The organism is Bacteroidota bacterium, assembly GCA_041658205.1.
Taxonomy (GTDB): domain Bacteria; phylum Bacteroidota; class Ignavibacteria; order UBA10030; family UBA8401; genus UBA8401.
The window spans coordinates 1595615-1619845 of the sequence record JBBAAO010000001.1 but is presented as its reverse complement, the minus strand read 5'-3'; the positions used below and the strand labels follow the sequence as shown (position 1 = coordinate 1619845).

Sequence of the window (24231 nt, the reverse complement as noted above, 5' to 3'; positions counted from 1 at the left end):
TTTCGGAAGTTTTCAGAGTTAAACACTTTAGATAAACAACGGAGCCATCACAAGGGTGATGGTTGAGAGTAATTTAATTAACACGTGAAGTGAAGGACCTGCTGTATCTTTAAACGGATCGCCGACTGTATCGCCGACAACGGTTGCTTTATGCCAATCAGTTCCTTTTTTGCTTTCTACTTCAACAAATTTCTTTGCATTATCCCATGCACCGCCGCCGTTGTTCATAAATAATGCCATCAATATACCGGTGATTGTTCCAACCATCAAAAATCCACCGACAACTTCAGCACCGCTGGCACCGTGCGATGGACTTCCTGTTGAAATAAATAACCACTTGAACGAAATGCCGACAACGATGGGCATAGCAACAACCAAAATGCCGGGAAGAACCATTTCTTTCAGCGCTGCTTTAGTCACAATGTCAACGCATTGACCATAATCCGGTTTAGAAGTGCCGAGCATAATTCCGGGATTGTTCTTGAACTGATCCCGAACATTATTGATGACTGCATATGCTGCACGTCCCACTGCTTTAATGGCAAGTGAGGAGAAGAGAAATACTAACATTGCACCGAGCAATGCACCAACAAATACTGCCGGTTTCGAAAGATCGATATGATCAAGCGTGAATCCATAGTTACGAACTTCGTCGAAATAGGCAGAGAACAGAAGAAATGCAGCTAATGCAGCTGATCCAACGGCATATCCTTTTGTTAATGCTTTTGTGGTATTCCCCACGGCATCCAACCGATCAGTTTTCTTTCGGATCTCATCCGTTTGGTGAGACATTTCAATAATGCCGCCGGCATTATCGGTGATAGGACCGAATGTATCCATTGCGAGGATATATGCCGCGGTTCCAAGCATACCCATGGTTGCAACAGCTGTTCCGAATAATCCGGCATTCTGTAATCCCGATGTTTCACCGAGGAAATAGGAGGAGATTAATGCAGCAGAGATGACAAGCACCGGAAATCCTGTGGATTCCATACCAACGGCAAGACCAGCGATAATGTTTGTTGCCGGACCCGTTTTAGATGCTTCTGCAATCGATTGTACGGGACGATAATTATATTCTGTGTAATATTGTGTTAAAAACACAAATGCAAGTGCAGTCAACACGCCGATGACGCCGGCAATGAAGAAATTAAAATAATATGTTTCTCCAAGAAGCCATTTTGAAGCAATAAAGAAACCGATCATCGCAAGTATAGAAGTAACATAATATCCGCGATTTAATGCTTTCATCGGATCTTCTGTATCGTTTGTTTTCACAATCATAATTCCAACGATGGACGCAAGGATACCGAAGGCACGAGCAACGAGAGGAAATAAGAGAACTCCAATCAATGTCAATCCTGCGCCCTCAAATGTTGCTGCGTTAGCTTTATAAAGACCGGCCGCAAGAATCATCGCGCCGATATTTTCAGCCGCTGTTGATTCAAATAAATCTGCACCACGACCCGCACAATCTCCAACGTTATCACCGACAAGATCGGCGATAACAGCAGGATTACGAGGATCATCCTCAGGAATTCCGGCTTCAACTTTTCCTACAAGATCAGCACCAACATCTGCTGCTTTTGTGTAGATACCACCGCCAAGTTGTGCAAAAAGTGCAACAAACGAAGCACCAAATCCATAGCCAACAATTAACAATGGAATCTTAGACATATCAGATACGATTCCCAGGGAATCCACGATCGCGAACAATCCTGCTACACCAAGCAGACTCATTGCAACGACAAAAAAACCAGAAACTGCGCCGCCGCGAAGTGCGGTCTGCAAAGCGCCGTTCATTCCTTTTGTTGCTGCAGCTGCAGTTCGAATGTTTGTTCTGATTGATGTCCACATTCCCATATAACCTGCGGCAACGGAACAAGCAGCACCAAGTACAAAAGAAAGAGTTGTCCAAAGTGCCAGCATGCTTGCTGAAGCCGGATCATGTTCATTATGTGCACGAACAAACGCATAGAGTATATAAATGATCGCAGCGAGTGCGATCGAAAGATATGCAATCGTCCTATTTTGCCGACGCAAGAATGCCTCTGCACCTGCTTTGATAGCGTTGGAAATTTCTTGCATTGCAGCTGTTCCCGTGTCGCGTTTCAACACATCACGGATTAAAAACAGTGCAAACAACAGACCAATGACACTGATTCCAAGAATTAACGTAAGCTCCATAAATTCCTATTAGTTTGTTTTAAAAAAGGGGTTAATTTGATTGTTTTCAGGGCTAAATATACAATTTTAATTCTTAAGAACAATATTTCCTGTAGGATTTTTTATCATTACTGAGGAAGTTTTTCTCAAAGGAAAAACAATATCCATATCACTATCAATACAGGGAGGAGAAAGGGGACTGTAAAGTGGGTTATGTAACGAACAAATGAAGGAACAGGAACATTATAATGATCTGCTATCGATTTCACCATGAAATTTGGACCATTTCCAATGTACGTATTAGCTCCAAAAAAAACGGCACCAATGCTGATGGCAATCAGGTATGAAGAGAATGTAGAATTGTTCAACAACTCTGCTAATGGAAGTGACGACGAATTGAGATTTCCTTCCGCTACACTTAAGAAACTCAAATATGTCGGCGCATTATCCAAAAAACTGGATAAGAGTCCTGTATTCCAATAAAAAAAACTAGGAGTCAGGGAAGTCATAGTCTGAGCCTGCGTGCGGAGTAATTCCAATGCCGGGATCATCGTAGCAAAAATTCCGGCAAAGAGTATGGCAACTTCTTGAATGGGATGAAAGGTAAAGTGATTAGCCGTATGAATAGTTTTTTTCGTTGTCATATACGATGCGATTGCTGTAACGATAATAACACCTTCACGCAAAAACATCGGAGATTCAATAAATACTGCCAGAAGAATAATTCCCAAAAACAGAAAGTTAATAAGTCCCTCAATTTTCCATACATCGGTCCCTTCAATTTCTTTAATGATTGATTTTTTCTGAGCGTGAAAATTTTTTGAATCAAGGACATAAAAGATCACAAGCAACAGACCAACAGCAGTGCACCAAATAGGAAATGCTTTGGATGTTATCCACCAAAAAGGAACTCCCTTAAGATAACCGAGGAACAACGGTGGATCTCCAATCGGAGTAAGCGATCCGCCAACATTTGAAATAATAAAAATGAAAAACACGATATGGTACGGCTGTATCCGCTTTTTATTCATTTTGATCCACGGCCTGATAAGAAGCATGGATGCGCCGGTGGTACCTAATATATTAGCAAGAATTGCTCCGACAATGAGTATTAAAACGTTTTCTTTTGGATTGGTAAGATCTTTTGTAGAGATATGGATTCCGCCAGAAACAATATACAAAGCCCCAATTAACACGATAAAACTGATGTATTCAATAACGGTGTGCAAAACAATTTCGTTTTTGGTAAGGAAGAAAACATAATAACCGATGACCAATGCACCGAGTGATAAAGAGATTTTTGGATAATGGTTACTCCACCAATCAGAAAAAAATAATGGCGCTAAAGCAATAAGAAGTAATAATGCCGCAAAAGGGAGAACAAGTAAATATGACATTCTCAGTTTTCCTACTTATGAATTTTTCGTTGTGAATTTTTTCCAAATGAAGTATACCGGTATTCCCGCTGCAACAATTCCTAAACCTGGCCAGGTGAAGGCAGGTTTGTAAATAAGTAAAATTGCGCAAATGAGTGTTGCTAATGCAATATAAATGGCAGGAATCACAGGATATCCTATAGCTTTATAGGGCCGTTCGGCATTCGGCATTTTTTTGCGAAGAATAAAAATTCCACCAACTGTTAAAATGTAGAATATGAGCACGGCAAAAATAACATAGTCGAGTAAATCACCGTAACTACCGGAGAGACAAAGTAAACTTGCCCACACTGCTTGAACAATTAATGCCCATGCTGGAACTGCATGTGAATTTAATTCTCCCGCTTTTTTGAAAAATAATTTGTCCTTCGCCATAGCGTAATAGACTCGTGCTCCGGCAAGAATCAATCCATTGTTGCAGCCAAAGGTTGAGACCATGATTAAAACAGCCATTCCAACAGCTGCGGTTTCTCCAAAAATTACGGCGATCGTTGCAGTAGCAACTCTGTCCGATGTTGCAAATTGTATCCCTCGACCGATGACTTCAGTCGATTCGGGATTACCGACAAGTGGAAGTACAACGATATAAGCGATATTTGCCAATATATATAGCAACGTTACAATACCTGTTCCAATTGCTAAACTGAGGGGAATGTTTTTCTTAGGATTGATTACTTCACCTGCGGTAAACGTGATATTATTCCATGCATCGCTGGAAAAGAGAGACCCAACCATCGCCACGCCGATTGCGGCAATTAATTGCCATCCCATTAAGGATTCAACGGAAATAATTTTTCCATCCTTCATGGTTGTCCAGCTTGCATTCCAAAAGTTTGAAAAATTTGCGGAAATTGCTTCAGGATTTCGGGCGATAAAAATTCCAAGAAAAATGACGGCGATAAGCGCGATTGTTTTGGCAAACGTAAATATATTTTGAACAACTTTTCCTTCTTGTATTCCGGTAAGATTAATAGCCGTCAAAACAACAATACTAACAATAGCTAAGATTTGAGCTGCGCTGATATTTAATCCCAAGAGGGAAAATAGAACGTGTTGTTCACTAAACCATGGAAACAATACTGCGGTAAATTTTGCAAAGGCAACACCCACAGCAGCAATTGTTCCTGTTTGGATAACGGTAAAGACTGTCCAACCATATAAGAATCCAATCAACGGATTGTATGCTTCACGCAAATAAACATATTGTCCACCAGCATGAGGCATCATCCCTGCCAATTCACCGTAACTCAATGCTGCGGTTAAGGTTATGAATCCAGTTATCAGCCAAACAACAAGAAGCATTCCCGGTGAACCAACCGTTCTTGCTATGTCTGCACTGACAATAAAAATACCCGATCCAATCATAGAACCTATGACGATCATTGTGGAATCAAGAAGGCCAAGACTTTGCTTGAATTCTTTTTGTTGTGTACTCATAATTCAACCGTGCGAATAGTGAAAAAAAAAATTTGCCCGCTTGTGTTAAACACAATACAGAGCGGGCAAAGATGTTCTACAATACATCGATTATTTTTTTTGCAATTTACTGTTTTTAATACTGTACGTAAAATAGATTACGAAGCCGATAATGAGCCAAACACCTAGTCGAGCCCAATTTTCAAGTCCTAACCCAAAAATCATCGCACCGCAGACAAGCATTCCTAAAATGGGAATAAGAGGTACAAAAGGTGTTTTGAAACCTCGCACCATGTCCGGATTTTTTACTCGCATAATCCAGACACCGGCGCAGACAAGCACAAACGCAAACAGCGTACCGATACTAGTCATATCACCGGCGACACTTCCAGGAATAAATGCCGCAAACAATCCTACAAAAAGAAAGAAGACAATATTTGATTTGTACGGTGTTTTAAATTTCTCATGAACGTCAGAGAAGATACTTGGTACCAAACCATCACGCGACATGGAAAAAAACACACGTGTTTGTCCCAGAAGCATCACAAGAATAACGGAAGAAAATCCTGCAAGAATAGCGACAGTAATCAGCAATGCAAGCCATTCAAATCCAGGCATGTAATGTAAAATTGCGTAGGCAACGGAGGCTTCTTTTCCAGCCACTCTAAAATCTGTATACGGTGCTATACCAGTCAATACATACGAAAAGAGAATGTATAAAATTGTACAAACAACAAGAGAAGCCAAAATGCCGATCGGCATATCCCTACCCGGATTTTTCGCTTCTTGTGCCGCGGTCGAAACGGCATCAAATCCAATGAATGCGAAAAAGACGACGCCTGCACCTCCAAGAATCCCCATAATACCGCCAAAATTAATGTCCGACCCGAGGTGAGATTTAATGACCATCGGTTCCGGAATCAGTGGTGTTTGATTCATAGGATTGATGTAAGCCCATCCAAATCCGATAAAAAGAAGGACGATAGAAACTTTGATCACAACAATAATTCCGTTGACAAATGCAGACTCTTGAGTTCCTCGAATAAGCAGCATGGTAATTAAAAATAAAATTAATACCGCAGGTAGATTTACCAACCCGCTAATTCCATCGGGAGAAACCTCAAAAGGAGAGTGACTCCATTCAAATGGAATTTGAATATTCCAATTTCCAAGAAGCTTGTTAAGATATTCGGACCACGCAATGGCAACTGTTGCGGCGCCGAATGCATATTCCAGAATTAAATCCCAGCCAATAATCCACGCAACAAATTCACCCATAGTAGCATACGAATACGTGTAGGCACTTCCGGCAATAGGAATGGACGATGCAAATTCAGCATAACATAAACCTGCAAATGCGCATCCAATGGCGGCAACAATGTAAGAAATTGTCACTGCCGGTCCGGCATGTTCAGCCGCAGCGGCTGCCGTGCGAACAAATAACCCTGCACCGATGATAGCACCGATTCCAAGCAAGGTAAGATTAATCGGGCCGAGTGTTCGTTTCAGAGAATGATCATTCTCCTGCGAGTCTGCCATCAAGTCTTTTAGTGGTTTAGTAACAAACAGTTTTGACGCCATTACTTTCCTCCTATGGTTAAGATTTGGTATTAGATACGGAAACCGTTGTAAGAAATCAAGGTGAATTTTTATAAGAAATGATAAACGCTACAAGTACAAAGAGCGCTCCGGCGATAAAAGGGAAGGAGGCGTTTTGTTCAAAAAGTATTCCGGCAGCTATAGGACTGACCACCATTGCACCGGTCATAACCGACGCAATAATTCCCATTACCTCACCCTTCATTTTGGGATCTGCATGCTTCATGGCTTGGTTTGCTACTACAACTCGGTACACAGCCTGACTTGTTCCTACAAATGGAAATGCTAAAAAGAACAAAAGACGATTTTGTGTGGCGGTAAGGAGCAAACCAATAATCATTAGACCGAGCATAATCAGTTCCAATTGATTGTTGGTAAATTGTTTCACCCAAAATTTGTTGAGCAATAACGTTTGATTTATTGCGATAACGATGCCAATGAGAGTGAACAAAATACCCGTTTGGAATGAGTCATAATTGAATACTTGTTGAGCAAATAATGCAAAAACCGTTTGAATAATAACAAATGCAACGCTTGCTAAAAACCATTTCAGATATAACGACCGCAGGGAAATAGTATTATATGCTCGAATGAGAGGAGTCAGCGGATTATATCGTAATGGTTCGCTATTTCGATTGTGATGTGATTCCTCCAAAAAGAAAAAAGCTGAAATACCATTTATCAATGCCATTCCGCCGGCAAAATAAAAAGGGAATGCGTGAGAAATCTTGCTGAGAATGCCGCCGACCATTGGTCCTAAGATAAATCCTATTCCAAACGTTGCGCCAATGATTCCTAAATTTTTAATTCGTTCTTTTTCATCATTCTTTGAAATATCAACAAGATAACTTTGTGCTGTCGAAAAATTACCGGCTGCCATTCCGTCTATGATCCTTCCCAAGAAGAGAAACGGAATAGAAGCTGCACTTGCAAAGACGAACCAACCAATAGAAGTTGAAAAAATAGAAAGAAGCAAAACAGGACGACGCCCGATTCTATCAGATAATGCACCCAACAATGGTGCGCTGAGAAATGCACAAAATGAAAATGTAGAAAAGAGTATTGTGATGGTGAATGCTGATGCGCCGAATTCAATCAGATAAAAGGGAAGGATGGGAATAACAATTCCGAATCCAAGGACATCGACAAACACGGTGGAGAGAATAATTATTTTTTGTTTGGACATGACTGCAGAAGATACTGAATTATTGTATATTCCCCAAAAAAGAACATATGATAGTTTCTCAAATCCTTACTGAGCTACGTTTGCTTGGTAGTCAAAAAAATGTAGAAGGAATGAAGCGGTACAACATTACCGCTCAAAAAGCGTTTGGCGTTTCCGCCCCTGATATTCGAGCACTTGCTAAACATAATAATAAGGATCATAATCTTGCACTTTCATTGTGGCGTACAGAATATCACGAAGCAAGAATCCTTGCAGCATTTATTGCCGATCCTGGAAAAATGAATCTACGTTTGCTCGATCACTGGGCAAACCAGATCGTCAATTGGGCACAATGTGACTGTTGTTGTGCTGAACTGTTCCAAAAAACAGCATATGCCTTTGTGTTGCCGTTTCGATGGACAAAAAGCAAAAAGGAGTTTGTACGTCGCGCGGGATTGGTAATGATCGCCGAACTGGCAGTGCACCATAAACAGACCGATGACAGCGAGTTTGAAAAATTCTTCCCGTTAATTTATACCTATTCTACAGATGAAAGAAATTTTGTAAGGAAAGGGGTGAATTGGGCTTTACGACAGATAGGGAAAAGAAATCTTCGATTGCACAAAAAAGCAATTGCACTTTCGAAAGAAATTCAGAACATTCCCTCTCCATCGGCACAATGGATAGCCAGAGATGCAATCAGGGAACTTAACGATCCAAAAACAATCGCGATGATAAAGCGAAGAAAAGGTGTATTATGAATTTCAATGATATCGACCGACGAACATTCATCTCCAACATAGGAAGAGGTCTTGGTCTTGCAACTCTTTCTTCAACTTACCTCATGTCCTTACAAGAACGATTGTTTGCAAAGACCAAAGAATTTGACCATCTCAGCCCTATTGAATCTGCCAATAACGAGGATTTCTGGTTTCCCATCCAGCAATCGTTCTCCATTACACGCGGTATCATCAACTTGAATAATGGTGGTGTTTCACCTTCACCTCGTATTGTCACAGAAGCATTGATTCGATATCAGTGGCAACAGGAAGATGCTACGGCGTACACAATGTGGCAGATTCTGCAACCTCAAGTTGAAACAATCAGGACGGGGTTATCTGAGCTGTTTGGTTGTGATAGGGAAGAAATTGCCATAACGCGAAATGCTTCGGAATCACTGGAAATATTGTTGATGGGAATGGATTTGAAAAGCGGTGATGAGATTTTGACAACCACACAAGATTATCCTAGAATGCTCACAACACTAAAACAGCGCGAAATACGTGAAGGTTTGGTGCTTAAAATGGTAAAAATACCGGTTCCTGCAAAGTCAAATAAAGAAATAGTTGATGCATTTGCGAAAGGAATCACAACAAAAACCAAAGTAATTTTAATGTGTCATCAGATTAACCTGACCGGTCAAATATTACCAGTCAAAGAGGTATGTGAGTTAGCAAAATCCAAAGGAATCGAGGTAATCGTAGATGGTGCACATTCATTTGCACAGATTGATTTTAAGCAAAATAACTTGGAATGTGATTATTATGGAGTTAGTTTGCATAAATGGCTCTATGCACCAAAAGGAACAGGGCTTTTGTTTATTAAGAAAGACAAAATCGAGAAAATATGGCCTTTAATGGCTGCTGAAAAGAAACAAGCAAATGATATTAGAAAATTTGAAGAAATTGGTACAAATTCCATAGCACCTAAGCTTGCGATAGGAGAGGCAATAGCATATCATAATGGGATTGGTGGAAAGCGAAAGGAAGCAAGACTACGATATTTAAGTCGATATTGGATGAATAATCTTAAAACTACTCCAAAAGTATATTTTAATACCTCGTTTGATGATCAATTTTCGTGTGCTATTGGTAATTTTGGGATTGAAGGGGTAGAACCCGTCGAATTGGTTGGACATTTAATGTCAAAATATAAAATTTATACGACACCGATTGTACATGACGAATTTAAAGGTGTGCGTATTACCCCAAATCTATATACGACTACTCAGGAATTAGATAGATTTTGTGAAATTGTCAAAGAAATTGGAAAAAACGGCATATCGAAATAGTCAATTTTGATTTTTGCAGAGCGAGTTTAGATATAAAAACGTTACTACTCCGCAGAAATACATAAAAATTCAAAAACATTCCACCAAATCACGAAAATGTAATTTTTGTTAAACCATTACACCAAAAAGATTGGTAAAATTTTGTGTTTTCGTGTTTTTAGTGGTAAAGAATCATAAAAACTGAGTATTTACAAAAAACAAAATAAAGTAATTATACACATTCGCTACACAGTAATCGTTACTAAAAAAGACCCTACCTAACTTTCCCCTTAGTTTCTTTAGCGAAACTATCAAATTAACTACATTTTAATCTTGCATTTGTGTGTAACCTATCACAATATACAAATAATGTGTTGTAAAACTCTACAATAAATCAGTCAAAATTATCTCTTATTAAAACATTCTAATTATGTCAAATATTTAATATGTAACCCATCATTATCTATAAAATATTTATTAGAGAATTCTAATGTGTCTTAACTCAAGCTAAGAATTGTATTAAAATACTCTAATTCACATTGTATTGCTTGGGTTTTCTAAACTTCCTACCTTTGTAGTAGAAAATAGTTCAAACCGCTCATTTAATTTTTGAGGATCGTATGGGAGAAGTTTTATTCACAACACATGACGTCGCAAATATTTTGCACGTGGACAAGTCAACAGTAAAACGTTGGACAGATGAAGGAAAACTTAAATGTTTTCGTACTCCGGGTGGACATCGAAAATTCCGTTCGGAAGATCTTTACAATTTTATCACTGAAAACAATTATGGAACTCAACCCGCTCAGGCGCTTCCTCAGTTGATGAGTGATGAAATGATCATCCGTTCAATCGTTCACAAAAAAGAATACAACGTTTTACATTCCGTCTGTTTTTCTTCGGCGATCAAAGGAAAGAAGCAAGAGATCCTCACATTGTTTAGTGAAAGTCTTAATGCAGGGTTATCAGTTGCATCGTTGTTCGACAATGTTGTAAAACCAACAGTAAAGAAGTTAGGGTTTTTACTTGTTCAAGATAAACTCTCCATCAGCGAATTTCATTTGGCACAAAATGTTTTGACCTCTTCGCTCAATCAATTAAATGAAACAGTGAACAAACAATCGCGCAATTATAAACCAGTGGTTTGTGCCTCTATTGAAAATGGAAAAAATGATGTCGAGTTAGCAGCAGTGATGACTTTGCTTGAAGTGAATGGATATACGGCGATGAATTTAGGTTCTGGTATCAGTGCAGAAGCAATCAATCAATTTGTTGTTCGCACAAAACCATTTGCAGTTTGTCTGTATACATCATTTACCGAAAATAAAGAACAATTGGTCAATGAATTAAAGAAGGTAGCAGAGTTGGCAAAATCGAGCGGTTCGCATTGTATCGTTGGCGGCAACGCATTTAAAGATCTCTTGGTAAATCAACTTGACTCCGTAACATATTACGCATCATATGCTGAGCTTGAATCAATGCAATTTGGAAATATGAATTTAACAACAATACATAATCACAAATAAATTTATCACTATTAAAAAGGAAAATAATATGTATAACAAACCACCATAGTAAAAAAAGTGTTAAAAGAAAAACAGATTAAATAACAAAAAATTAAAAAACAAAATGAACAAACTCACAACACAAGGAGATACACATATGAAGAACAATAAAATGTTCTCTCGCTTAAGCATAGCATTAGTCATAATGCTGGTGCTTTCTTCAGTTCAGTCTGCATTCGCAACGGGAACGACTGCAGGAACAGCAATTAGCAACACAGCTAGTGTTACATTTACCGATGGAAGTAATTCTCGTTCGAAAACATCGAACACAATTTCCTTCTTTGTAGGGCACAAAGTTGCCGGTAGTTTTTCGACTGTTGCTGACCAAACTGCGTTGCAAAATCAAAGCGTATACATTCCGGTATCATTTTCAAGTACTTCAAACTATTCGACAACATTTTCAGTTGGTTATAGTCTTCCCTCTGGTACTGGAACAGGTAAATTTACTCCAAGTACCTATGAATTGTATGTCGACAATGGAACCCCTCTAGTTTTCGATGGGGCTGATGTATTAGTTTCTGGAAACGAAGTTTATGTAGAAGGATCACCGACAACAAAAAACTATTTATTAAAAATTACAACTCCTGCATCATTAAACAATGACGATTCTGCAAGGGTGAGAGTTACATTTACAAATTTCCCGGTTGATAATTCTGGGGCAGATGTATTTTACGTAAATAGTGGTTTCTCAACTGATAGAGATGTTAGCGTCAGGATACAAAAACCAGTAGTTAGCGTGACAATTACACAAACCCCACCAACCCCTGCAATACCTGGGGCACCAGTACAGTACTCAGTTGTCTATAGCAATACCGGAACAACAAATCCTACCAGTGCAGCAACATTCACTTTTGTTGTTCCTTCTGGTTTAACATGGAATGGTGGAGCAGGGCCAACAACATTAGCTACCACCAATACTCTTAGTTCTCCTGTTCCACCAACGCCTTCTGATGTATCATATTCCTATTCAGCAGGTACTGTTACTATTACAATACCACAAGCAAATCTTGCATATACAAATTTCACTACCACATACAATACAAATACACAAACATTTAGTTTTGGCAATTTGTTAACAATTGATACAACGGTAGCTACAGGTCCTGCATCCGGTGCAACTATTACTACTTCAGGAACAAGTGCATGGCCTGCGGGTAGTTATAGTATATCAACAGGTTCAATTAATTTCACACCAAATAGTACATCTAGTGTTTCAAATATCACGGTAGCAACCTCATATGGATTTAAATGGATTCCAGTAAATCCAATCAACTCGACTTTATCGACGGGTTCTAACGAAATAGTAGAGTTTCAGTACTTCTTAAAAAATATGGGAAACACTACCAATAGTGTTAACCTCACAAAAAGTCATAATGCAACTGGATCGATTGCTGATTCTGCTACTGCGACCACCGTGTATTTTGCATCGTCGCCGTTGACAGCAAATGCTGCGATTACTGAAAACTCAATAACAAGTCTATCAAATGTGGCAAAAGGAACCGGTCAATATGTCTATGTTCGAGTTTATACTCGTTTGTATAAAACCGGATCAACACCTGCTGTGTTAAATGATTCATTAAAGAAAACCATTACAGCATCAGCCGTTACCACGACCGGAAACATTTTCTATGGTTATACATCGACTGATGATAATGGTGTGGTAGTCACGAAGATCACAATGCAAACACTTTCTATCTCAATGGAAATTGACAGTGTACTTCGCGTTGGTTTTAATGATAACTACACAGCATTTTTAGGAGCGTCAATGAAAATTGGACCTTCCGATACAGTGGTCTATAAAATCACAGTATCGAATGGATCGGCAGCTTCTATTTCCAACATCCTCATTTCAAACGCGATCCAAACGGAATTGACCCATTTAACAAACGGGTACGGTTCAGGCGAAGGTATTACCATCGATGATGGAGTAACTGTCTCCAATTTAACAACGGGTGCTGATATAGACGTTGCTCAGGTAGTTGGTACAACATTCAGTACAAGTTCTTCATTTTCTTTGAATGGTGGGGCTACACGTATTTTTAGATATCGTTGCATAGTGGACTAAGTATTTTTGGTCATATCGGGAGTGATCTCGATATGACCACAAAAAGAAATAAAAAAATAACAAAATAGAGCAAATGCTCAACACCTTAAAAAAATATTATTCACTTGTTATCATCAGTCTGACGATGCTGACTTCTTTCGCAGAGGCGCAACTCATCATTACTGAACCGAAGGAAGGAACGACTAGTCATTATACAAGTCAGTTTTTATCCGGCGTCGGTCCGACAGGTGTAAAGGTTGTCTTATTCGCAAATGGTGTTGCTCTAGATTCTACTTCAATTAGACCTGATGGAGTATTTGAATTCAACGGTGCAATTGTAAATCCTGGTCCTGTTCAATTTACAGTTGAAACAAAAACAGTTTTTGGGAAAGTGATCAAAGCAACAAGAAATATACATGTATTTGGTACTCCCGATTCTATTATTGTTAATATGCCAGAGAATGAAGTTCGCGCCGATGGCCGTTCAATATTGAATGTTACTGCAAATGTAGTGGATCAATGGGGAGCAAAGATTCCAGAAGGTTACTTTGTAACTATCGAAGCAGACAATATGAAGATTGATGTGAAAGATGCAGATCCTAATACGATCGGTGTTCAGGTTCGATTGAATAATGGAGAGATCGCTATACCAATGCGAGCTCCAAAAGATGCTGGAAATTATACTCTAAAAGTTTCAACAGCATCAATTGCAACTCGAGTTTCTAAACAATTCAACACACCAATCGAACCATTAATGTTGGTTGGTTCTGCAAATGCTGAAGGAAGCATATTGTCAGCATCCGGCAATCTTGCTGGATTGAAAAATGAAAGTAAATTGAATAACGGATTCCATAGCGACGGTCGCTTGGCATTTTATGGCCGCGGTTCAGTGTGGACTGATTATCTGTTGACCGCATCTTACGATAACAAACGACGTGAAGACAGATTGTTCAAAGAACTTGATCCGGATGTGCTGTATTCTATTTATGGCGACAATAGCACAGTCGATTATACAGCGCAATCCAACAATCCATTCTTCGTAAAATTAGAAAAGAATCGTTCATACGCATTGTTTGGTGATTTTAATACCGGTCTTGCTCAGAACGAACTTGCTCGTTATGATAGAACGTTCAACGGTGTAAAAGCACATTATGAAACAAAGAAAGATAATGCGGATGTGTTTGCAACCTTGACCGATCGTAAAGTTGTGCAGGATGAAATTCGTGGACAGGGAATTTCCGGATTCTATTTCTTAGGAAAGAGCAATATTGTTATCGGAACAGAAAAAGTGCGCATCGAAACACGCGATAAAATGCATAACGAAATAGTTCTTTCACGCAACGAAAAGAGCCGCTTTGGTGATTATGAAATTGATTATCAACAGGGAACATTGTTCTTCAAACAACCGGTTGCAAGCATCGATGGCAGCGGTAACCCTGTCTATATAATAGTATCATACGAAGCGACCACAACCATTGCGACAGAATACAGTTATGTAGTTGGTGCACAAGGAGAAAAAGAGATTATTGACGGATTGCGAATTGGTGGAACACTGGTCCATGATCGATCGAACAGCAATTTCACGTTGTTGGGTGCAAACACAAAGTATAACCTTGATCAACAATTAACAGTAGGCGGAGAATTTGCACGCGGTTATGATAAAATCAATACCGGCGGTAATGCTTGGAAAATTGACGCCTCCGGATCACCAATTGAAAAACTTCAACTGAAATCATACTTCAGAAAAGTTGAAAGCGGCTTCATGAATCAAACAATGGGCGCAGGCGGATTGGCGAACGAATCCGGTTCAACAAAGTACGGTGCTGGTGCAACGTATAATGGTTTTGAAGCGACAAAATTGACAACAGATTACTATCATACTATTCAATCAGTCTCAGGCAACGAAGTGATCATCAATTCTATTATTGCCGGTGGTGAACGTTCATTTGGAAACACAGCAACACTTGGTGCACGAGTAGAGAATATTTCGTATGAAACACCGAGTGACACAACGGCAAGTGCAAAACAATCAACAATGGTTGCATTACGCGGTTCTGTTCGCCCGATGGATCGAATGAATATTATCGGCGAATATGAACACAGCATTAGTGCTTCAGAAAAGAATGAAGTAAAACCGTCAGCCGCTACAATCGGTGTGGAATACAGAATATTTGATCCCGTAACACTCTCATTAAGTCAGAAGTTCTACGGTAACGGTGCTAACACATCATTAATTGGTATCAGTTCAGAACTTGGTTATGGAACATCTGCTACAGCACGGTATCAAATTGGAAATAGCATCAGCGGTCAACGAAATCAAATGAGCATTGGCTTAAAGAATACCGTACACATCACCGATGAAGTAACATCAAATGTTTCCTATGAACGAACACGCGCTTTGGATCGTAATATTGTAGAAGTTCAGACAGATGATAATGATGCCGTCTCCGTTGGATTGGAATATTTACCGAATGAATCGTATAAAGGATCAATCAAAGGTGAGTTCGCAAAGAATTCCCAATCGATTCGTCGTAATCTCACATTTGGCGGTGATATCCGATTGGCAAATGATTTCACCCTGATCGATAAAATGTCGTATTTCGAAGAAGATCGCGTCCAACCACAGTCGTCTTCCAATACATTTGCAGGTGGAACGTTATCAACCGGACAAATTGGTAGCGGTATCAACAGTGGATTGTTGAAAAAGTTTGAAAACATCGTCGGCCTTGCATATCGTCCGGTGAATATTGATTGGTTCAATGCGATTGGCAAATTTGAAAAGAAAGTAGAATTTAACGGACTGGTTGAACCGCAAACATCATACAATGTAAATATTCTTTCTATGCACACTTTTGTTGAACCGATCATCGGTCTTGAAATCGGAACAAAATATGCTATGAAGTATGCTTCAGAACAGGCATTTGGATTACATGTTTCTACCATGACCGATTTCTATTTGCTTCGAGCAGAATATGATTTACAATGGAATAATTTCGATGTTGCATCGGAATATCGTATTTTGAGCTCAAGAATCGTTGGCCAGGAAAATTCTACATCGGTAAAACATGGATATAGTGCCGAAGTTGGAAACGTTGTATTCGAAAATATTCGTGTAGCAGTCGGTTACAACTTTATTGGAACAGAAGATCGTGATCTGGTTGGACAAGATTATCAATCAGCCGGATTCTTCCTTTCATTCCGTGCAAAATTCACGGAAAAGATTTTGGATTTATTTAGCAAATAAACTGTCAAACAACAATCGAATGAACAACGGATTCAAAATATTTCTTACCATCTTTATGAAACAGCGAGCGTTGATTCTGTTTTTGGCATTTCTCTGTACCGGTTCGATACAAGCACTTTTTGCACAAAGCTTGGCAAATTATAAAACTCCCAACGGAAATCTTGTTCGAACAACCGGAATCACTTATAATTCAATTGAATTTACAGGGAATGCAGTTCCGTCGTGGAGATTCACCGGAGCCGGTGCAGAAGATGATGATCGAAGTTATCCAATCAATATTGGATTTGATTTTTGGTATTTAGGAACCCGCTATACGACATTTTCAGTTTCTACGAACGGTTTTATTGATTTTTCCTCTTCTACAAGAGATGGTGGTCCCGCGACAAACCAATACGGATCGACAGATAATGATTTAAGTCAGCCATCAAGTGCCACAACAAGGACAATGCCGTTGACGATCGCCCCTCTATATTATGATCAAACAACCGATACGAGCGCTGGAGGTTTAGATGCCCTTGGGAATGGTCTTAAATATTTAACGTCGGGAACGATAGGTAATCGTGTGTTGACAGTGGAATGGATCCGTACTCAACCATGGTATACTGGTGCAAACGGACGTCCTCAGTTTAATTATCAAGTAAAATTGTATGAAGGGACCGGCACTATTGAATTTGTGTACGGAGCCATGACGATTGGGTCATTTAGTTTTGCTGCGCAGTCAGTGAATATCGTGCAGGGATACACAAGCGGAATGAACGGAACAACCATTAGTACAGCCCCGACAGCAGCTGAAATGCTTGTTCAACAAACACAAAATTCGACAACTTTTTCTAACGGGGGCGTAAATGGCGGTCCGACGAATGCGCCGCATACGCTTCAAACGCTTCCGGCGTCAAATTCATCGATAAGTTTTTCGCCGCCAGTTCCTACGGCACCGTCGAATTTGACGTTCCCAAGCGTGTTACAGACATCCATGCAGCTTCAATGGAGTGATTCTCCAGATGAATATGCCTATGTCATATATCGCTCAGATGACGGTGGAGCTTCCTACAATTGGATCACTCAACTGTCCGCAGGCGTAACGACCTATTCACAAACCGGATTATTGTCCGGAACAACATATTATTGGAAAATATATGCTATTTCAGAAGGTGCGTTAAGTACTGCGTTAGCAGGATCACAAGCAACTTTGCCACCGGGAAATGATACGTCCAAAGTTTCAGTCTCTGGGTTATGGAGCGATCCATTAACCTGGAAGAGCGGTGTTGTTCCTGGCACGTCATCCAACGTAGTTATTGACGATGGTACAACGGTAACCATAGATCAAAACGTTTCGGTGAATTCTGTGGCAATAGGAACAGGAACAAGCGGCGTTTTACAAATCGGTAATAATGCTACTGCTCGTACAGTTTCTGTTACGGGAACAATTGATGTTAGAAGCGGCGGTATTTTTAGAGTTAATACAACCTCGAATACTTCGGCACATGTGTTAAATACAACTGGAAATATTCAAAATAGTGGAACATTTGACATGTCTTCGGATGCCGATAGCAGGGCAACAGTCAATTTTGTCAAGTCTGGAACTCAATCAATAAGTGGCACCGGCGTTACCTCTCGATTTTATCTTATCACGATGAATTTAGGTGGTATTGAATCGAACTTCTTGGATGTTTTTGCAACAAATTTCACTTCAACCACGACAAATTATTTAACTCTCACGAGCGGAACATTTAATCTAGCAACTGGTGTAACAACAACTCCCTTTACTGGAAATGTAACGATACCGTTGATTGGTGGTTTGCGAGTGAATCACAGTTCTGCAATCTTAAATACAACCGGAGGTAGTCTTACCGTCGTTGGAGAAGTGAGAGTGATGTCTGGAACATTGAATGTCGGAAACGCTTCTGATAATAGCTTAATTTCAAATGGGGGAACGTTTATATTTTCTGGTGGTGCTGTAAACGTTGCTGGCAGATTTGATCAAGCAAATAGTTACGCATTGACAAATCTTACAATGAGTGGTGGAATATTGACAGTGAATACTGTGGGAAGTACTTCTACCACAAGCGCTCCATTTACTATGAATGTTGCCGGATCTGTCTTTACAATGTCAAGCGGATCTATCATTATACAAAATCCAGGAAATGCAGGGGGACAAAACTTAGGATTCGTCAATACCACCTATACAAATTATAGCATCACCGGTGGGCTTATTCAAATAGGAAATGCATCAACTCCAGCAGCATCTACAATCAAAATCAATAGCTCCATTCCTGTATATAATTTTGTAGTGAATAGCTCGAACGTTACAGCACAGTTAGCCACAAATCATTTGACAATTCTGAATAATGTCACAATTACGTTAGGTACATTAGATGCAAATGCTCTTAATATGACGGTTGAGGGTAATTGGGTAAATAATGGAACATTTACTCCAAGCACAGGCAAAGTAACGTTTAATGGATTTGGCAGTCAGAGCATCACAGATCCTTCCGGTGAAAACTTTTATAAACTTACAATAAATAAAAGCAGTACTCTCTCCTTATCAAATAATGTTACAGTTGCAGATTCTTTTGCCGTAACAGCTGGAACGCTGGATATTTCAACTTTTACGTTGACGTTGAATGGTAATGTCGTAGGAGGCGGAACTCTGACAAGTTCAGTCACTGGAACGGTTAACTATAATAAAGGAACTGCTGCACAAACTATTTTAACGGCAAATTATGGCAATCTTATACTCAGTGCGTTCAGTAAAACATTTCCTTCAACTGTAGTTGGAATAGCGGGAAATTTCACAGTTCCGAATCCCGCCACAGCACACATCACAACGGGAAATACTATTGATTTTAACGGAAGCGGTGCTCAATCAGTAACAGCGACGACTGCAAATTTTGTCTATAATAATCTAACACTAAGCAATGGCTTATCGAAGACTGCTGCAGGAGCAATTACTGTTGCTTCGAGTCTTTCCATTGGTTCTTCAATAACTTTTGACGGAGGGGTGAATGTAATTACTGTTAATGGAAACGTGAGTAATGCAGGAAGTATTACAGGTAGTGGTGGAGGTGTATTACAGCTATCAGGTGGATTTACGGCACATACTCTTTCCAGTGGTGGTTCATATCAATCCGTAACGTTGAATGATGCAAATGGAGCGCTGCTTTCCAGCGGGATCACAGTAAACGGAACACTGACATTTACTAATGGAGTTATTACAACGAATACCGACACTGTAACTGTTTTGGGAACTATCTCAAGAACAACGGGACATGTGAATGGTTGGTTAAAGAAATCAGTCGGAACCGGTGCAACATCAGTCATCTATGAACTTGGTGATGCAACAAATTACACTCCTGCTACCTTTGCTTTTGGTAATGTTTCAAACGCAGGGGATTTAACAGTAAGAACAATGAATACTGAACATCCTAATATTAATACATCGTTTGTTGATATCACAAATAATGTTAATCGATATTGGGAAACTCGATACTCTAATCTCGCCTTCGACACATATGCTCTTACACTGACTTATGTTGCAGCTGACTGCGATGTTGCCGGAAACGCTAACTTTAGGTTAAACATCTTTAACGGTACAACGTGGGATAGTACCACCGCCGGCACTCGAACAACAACAACAAACCAAGCTACCGGTATTAGTTCGATAGGATCATATGCCATTGGTATGCAAGATGTTACCGGAGCGTATCGTACCAAAGCAAGCGGACGTTGGACTGAGTATTGGAATGTATGGGAACGCTATAATGGATCGATCTGGGTTGCAGCGACTGTATATCCAAACAGAAATGATGGTTTAATTACGATAAGCAGCGGACATACAATAACCGTTGATACTATTCTCACCGCAGCGACGAAACGTGTCGACCAACTTGTGATTGAAACCGGCGGACAAATTACCATTACTACAGGAGGTAATCTCCGATTAAACGCCGGTGCCGGAACAGACTTGACTATTTATGGAACATTAAAATTAACTGGAACCGGAATATTTTCTGCTAATACCGCCGCTGTTACGGTAACAGTAGGCAATGGCGGAGTGTATGAACATAATATTAACAGTGGCGCAATCACAACTAGTACGAATGCGACAGTATGGGCATGGGATGTGAATTCAACATTATTAATTTCTGGTATTACGACAACGCTTCCAACAAGTATGAACCAAACATTTGGAAATGTAATTTGGAATTGCACTGGGCAAACAGCAACATTGAATCTAGCCGGCTCTCCTGCAACTATCAACGGCAGCTTTACTGTTCTGTCAACCGGATCAGGGAGACTTGGACTGACGACTACGCAGACAGCATTAACAATCAATAAGAATTTTATTGTAAGCGGTGGATCTGTATGTTTCAAAAATGGTGGTACGGGTAATCTTACGGTTTCAGGGATAGATTCTTTTTATGTTACAGCTGGTTATGTTACACTCGATTCTAATTCTGCGGCAACAACAACAACAGTGAATATTGCTAACTATTTTGGAGTAACTGGTGGACAAGTGAACATAAATAGTGTGAATAATCTTGCGAATGGTGGTGTCATTAATCTGTCCGGTAATTATGTTCATACTGCTGGCACAGTAAAAGTTGTTGCTACAGGAACTGGATCCGGGGTTATTAATTTTAATGGAACATCGCCTCAATCGTTTATAAGTGGAGGGACAATATCCGGTAATGTTGATTATACGGTAAATGCAGCATCCTATCTTATGTTGGGAACAAATATCGTTCTCGGTCGAAATTTTACAGTATCAAGTACATCAACATTAGAAATTGGTTCACCGGATGGAATCACTTCATCTGGTGCGACTGGGAATATTCAAGGTACCGGAACACGAACCTATAATTCGGGTGCAAATTATATTTATAACGGTTCAAGCGCTCAAATAACCGGAGTTTTTACAACATCTCCCACAGCATTTACCGTGAATGATCTTACGATAGATAATTCAGCAGGAGTAACGTTATCTGGTAATCTTACTGTCGTTGACTCCCTTAAACTGTTAACCGGTGTCTTAAGTATTTCATCGCAGACATTAATGCTCAATAACGTGGCATTGTTAACCAGTGGTAGTTTTACAAGCGGGGCTACCGGTACGGTAAATTATAATAAAGCATCAAACGGTCAAGTTGTATTGGTAGCAGACTACGGTAATCTGATCTTGAGTAATTTTAATAAAGTATTTCCATCAAGCGGAACAGTTCGTATTGCCGGAACATTTACGAAAGGTCTTGCTAATCCAACGTCGCATACCGTTACCGGGAGTACGTTCGAATTTAATGGTGCATCTCAAGCAATTCCAAAGTTTACATTTGAAAATCTTATTTTCAGTGGTAGCGGAACGAAAACCGTTGACTCTTCAATCATCGTTAATGGTAATTTAACATTCTCCGCCGGTACGGTAGATCTTAGCACCTCCAGTGTTATTCTGTATGCAAATGGTAATGTTGTCAACAATGCAGCAACTTCCGGTAGCGGTAAAGTATCGTTAGCAGGTGGATCGACAATGCACGTACTTTCTGGCGTTGGATTCTATAATAATTTAGAAATTAACGATGCGTTGGGTGCTTCCACATCATCCGATATCACAGTGAATGGGACATTATTTTTAACGAACGGTGTTTTTGGAATGGGATCGAATACAATGGTGATAGGGAGTTCCGGAACCACTGTTCAAAGTTTAGGGTATGTGAATGGAAAGATGCGGAAAACCATACCGGTGAGTGCTGTGCCGCAAACAATATCATTTGAAATAGGAGATGCTGTCGCTTACGCACCTGTTGCGTTAACATTTAACAACGTATCAGTGAGTGGAACCTTGAATGTTTCAACAACCGGCATAGATCACCCGAATATTAAATATTCTGGTCTTGATAAATTCAAGGATGTGAATCGTTATTGGACATTGACGAATAACGGTATTGTTTTTACAAATTATGATATTACGCTTAATTTTGTTGCAGGAGACCTGGATGCCAGTGCAAATACTAATGCATTTTTTGCAAAACGATATAATACAGCATGGTTTGCGGCAACAACAGTGCTTCGAAATTCTTCTTGGATAAAAAATCTAAGCAATACAGACTTTGGTGAATTTGCGACAGGCGAAATCTCCTCCGTTATTTATTGGACAAAGGGAGCTGGAACGAACAACTGGGCCGATAATAATAATTGGAGCACGAATAGTCCGCCGACAATTTTCAATGATGTGATCTTTGACATCAATGATTCCATTGCCGTTAACATTGATGGCACAACAAAAAATCTGACGATTCAAAATGACACTTTACGGTTAACAATACTCTCTGGCAATACATTAACAATTGCTGATACCTTAACACAGTATAATGGAACAGTAAGTACGCTTGGAGCATTTCCGACAGTGAGCAAAGCGCTCTTTTATGGCGGAACATTTGGATATGATGCTCTCAGTGGCGGTCAGACCGTTTCTTCGCAGACATATAATAATTTAAGAATCAGTGGCGGTGGTACCAAAACGGCCGACGGATCGTTTACCGTGAATAATATTCTATCAATAGGATCGAATGCAACATTTGCAGATGCCGGATATATTGTAACGGTAAAGGATAGTGTCATCAATAACGGAGCACATACCGGCACAGGAAAAATTTTATTGAATGGCACCGCTGTTCAATACGTTTATGGAACCGGCACTTTTGCGAATACCGAGCTGAATAATTCCAACGGTGCAAATTTCCGGGGAAGTTTAAGCACCTCCACAATTGCAGTAACTACTGGAATAATAAATACAGGGACAGATTCTCTCACCATTACCAATACTCGGACTGGTAATGGAATGATTATTGGCAAAGTTCGAAGACTCCATTCATTCTTACCGAATGTATCATATGAGTTTGAATCTCCGAATACAACACTGAATTTCTCTAGTGGCTCGTTACCGACGTCCATTACAGTGAAGACTATTCTCGACAGTAGTTCTGTGACGAATACGTATATGAATCCGATTAATCGGTATTACGAAATGTCACAAGTTGGCGGTACAGGATATCAATACAAACTTCGGTTGCATTACGAAGATTCCGAACTCGGTAGCGCAAATTCAGAATCTACTCCGCCATTACGGTTGTGGAAGAACGATTCGTTGAATGTTTGGACGAGAATGGGAGTTAATTCTAATGACAATGTGAATAATTGGGTCCAATGGGATTCAGTTACTTCAGTCGGCAGATTTTCAATATCTAGCCGGACGATTACGAATGTCACTATGGCGCTTTCTGCCAATGTAACGTACCCTGCACCGCAGGATACGGCAGAATATACAATTTCATATTCTAATTCAGGCGACGGGAATGCCACAAATTTTATTATTGTTGCACCCATCCCTTTAAATACATCATATGTTCCGGCGAGTGTCATCATCAACGGTACTCCGACATCCGATGCGGTACTCGGGATACCGATAAATCCTACGTCAATTAATATCAATTTGAGTACATTAGTAGGCGGAGCATCGGGTACCATTGTCTATAAAGTTATTATTAATTAA

The 24231-nt window shown here is 39.8% G+C and carries 11 protein-coding genes; 6 read left to right on the top strand and 5 right to left on the bottom strand.

Annotated features, from left to right (window positions below; all coding sequences use genetic code 11):
• Positions 1 to 27 precede the first annotated feature (27 nt).
• The 5 genes from WDA22_06690 to WDA22_06670 form a co-directional block, all read right to left on the bottom strand.
• On the bottom strand, positions 28 to 2187 hold the full coding sequence (locus WDA22_06690) for a sodium-translocating pyrophosphatase (GenBank protein ID MFA5833146.1): 2160 nt from the start codon (positions 2185 to 2187) through the stop codon (positions 28 to 30).
• Positions 2188 to 2312: 125 nt separating this feature from the next.
• Positions 2313 to 3563, bottom strand: coding sequence for a sodium:proton antiporter (locus tag WDA22_06685; GenBank protein MFA5833145.1), 1251 nt, complete (start codon positions 3561 to 3563; stop codon positions 2313 to 2315).
• A 15-nt stretch (positions 3564 to 3578) separates the two neighbouring features.
• Entirely contained in the window at positions 3579 to 5039 is a 1461-nt protein-coding gene (locus WDA22_06680) for an amino acid permease (GenBank protein ID MFA5833144.1), read from the bottom strand.
• A 90-nt stretch (positions 5040 to 5129) separates the two neighbouring features.
• Positions 5130 to 6599 carry an amino acid permease gene (locus tag WDA22_06675; protein MFA5833143.1) on the bottom strand — a complete coding sequence of 490 codons (1470 nt, stop codon included), beginning with the start codon at positions 6597 to 6599 and terminating at the stop codon, positions 5130 to 5132.
• A 55-nt stretch (positions 6600 to 6654) separates the two neighbouring features.
• Entirely contained in the window at positions 6655 to 7803 is a 1149-nt protein-coding gene (locus WDA22_06670) for an MFS transporter (GenBank protein ID MFA5833142.1), read from the bottom strand.
• A 47-nt stretch (positions 7804 to 7850) separates the two neighbouring features.
• Here WDA22_06670 and WDA22_06665 point away from each other — a divergent pair, with 47 nt between their 5' ends.
• The 6 genes from WDA22_06665 (at position 7851) to WDA22_06640 (ending at position 24231) form a co-directional block, all read left to right on the top strand.
• Positions 7851 to 8543 carry a DNA alkylation repair protein gene (locus WDA22_06665; protein MFA5833141.1) on the top strand — a complete coding sequence of 231 codons (693 nt, stop codon included), beginning with the start codon at positions 7851 to 7853 and terminating at the stop codon, positions 8541 to 8543.
• Between the two features lie 101 nt (positions 8544 to 8644).
• Entirely contained in the window at positions 8645 to 9853 is a 1209-nt protein-coding gene (locus tag WDA22_06660; protein MFA5833140.1) for an aminotransferase class V-fold PLP-dependent enzyme, read from the top strand.
• Between the two features lie 599 nt (positions 9854 to 10452).
• Positions 10453 to 11358, top strand: coding sequence for a helix-turn-helix domain-containing protein (locus tag WDA22_06655; GenBank protein MFA5833139.1), 906 nt, complete (start codon positions 10453 to 10455; stop codon positions 11356 to 11358).
• A 136-nt stretch (positions 11359 to 11494) separates the two neighbouring features.
• Positions 11495 to 13462 (top strand): hypothetical protein, encoded by a 1968-nt coding sequence (locus tag WDA22_06650; GenBank protein MFA5833138.1) that lies wholly within the window; start codon positions 11495 to 11497, stop codon positions 13460 to 13462.
• Positions 13463 to 13535: 73 nt separating this feature from the next.
• On the top strand, positions 13536 to 16685 hold the full coding sequence (locus WDA22_06645; protein ID MFA5833137.1) for a hypothetical protein: 3150 nt from the start codon (positions 13536 to 13538) through the stop codon (positions 16683 to 16685).
• 19 nt (positions 16686 to 16704) lie between these two features.
• Positions 16705 to 24231: a fibronectin type III domain-containing protein gene (locus tag WDA22_06640; protein MFA5833136.1), complete on the top strand. Its 7527-nt coding sequence runs from the start codon at positions 16705 to 16707 to the stop codon at positions 24229 to 24231.

Bases quoted from the DNA above. Each gene is read 5' to 3' on its own strand.
- WDA22_06685 (MFA5833145.1), bottom strand. From the start codon at position 3,563: ATGTCATATTTACTTGTTCTCCCTTTTGCGGCATTATTACTTCTTATT.
- WDA22_06690 (MFA5833146.1), bottom strand. From the start codon at position 2,187: ATGGAGCTTACGTTAATTCTTGGAATCAGTGTCATTGGTCTGTTGTTT.
- WDA22_06665 (MFA5833141.1), top strand. From the start codon at position 7,851: ATGATAGTTTCTCAAATCCTTACTGAGCTACGTTTGCTTGGTAGTCAA.
- WDA22_06640 (MFA5833136.1), top strand. From the start codon at position 16,705: ATGAACAACGGATTCAAAATATTTCTTACCATCTTTATGAAACAGCGA.
- WDA22_06680 (MFA5833144.1), bottom strand. From the start codon at position 5,039: ATGAGTACACAACAAAAAGAATTCAAGCAAAGTCTTGGCCTTCTTGAT.
- WDA22_06650 (MFA5833138.1), top strand. From the start codon at position 11,495: ATGAAGAACAATAAAATGTTCTCTCGCTTAAGCATAGCATTAGTCATA.
- WDA22_06675 (MFA5833143.1), bottom strand. From the start codon at position 6,599: ATGGCGTCAAAACTGTTTGTTACTAAACCACTAAAAGACTTGATGGCA.
- WDA22_06670 (MFA5833142.1), bottom strand. From the start codon at position 7,803: ATGTCCAAACAAAAAATAATTATTCTCTCCACCGTGTTTGTCGATGTC.
- WDA22_06645 (MFA5833137.1), top strand. From the start codon at position 13,536: ATGCTCAACACCTTAAAAAAATATTATTCACTTGTTATCATCAGTCTG.
- WDA22_06655 (MFA5833139.1), top strand. From the start codon at position 10,453: ATGGGAGAAGTTTTATTCACAACACATGACGTCGCAAATATTTTGCAC.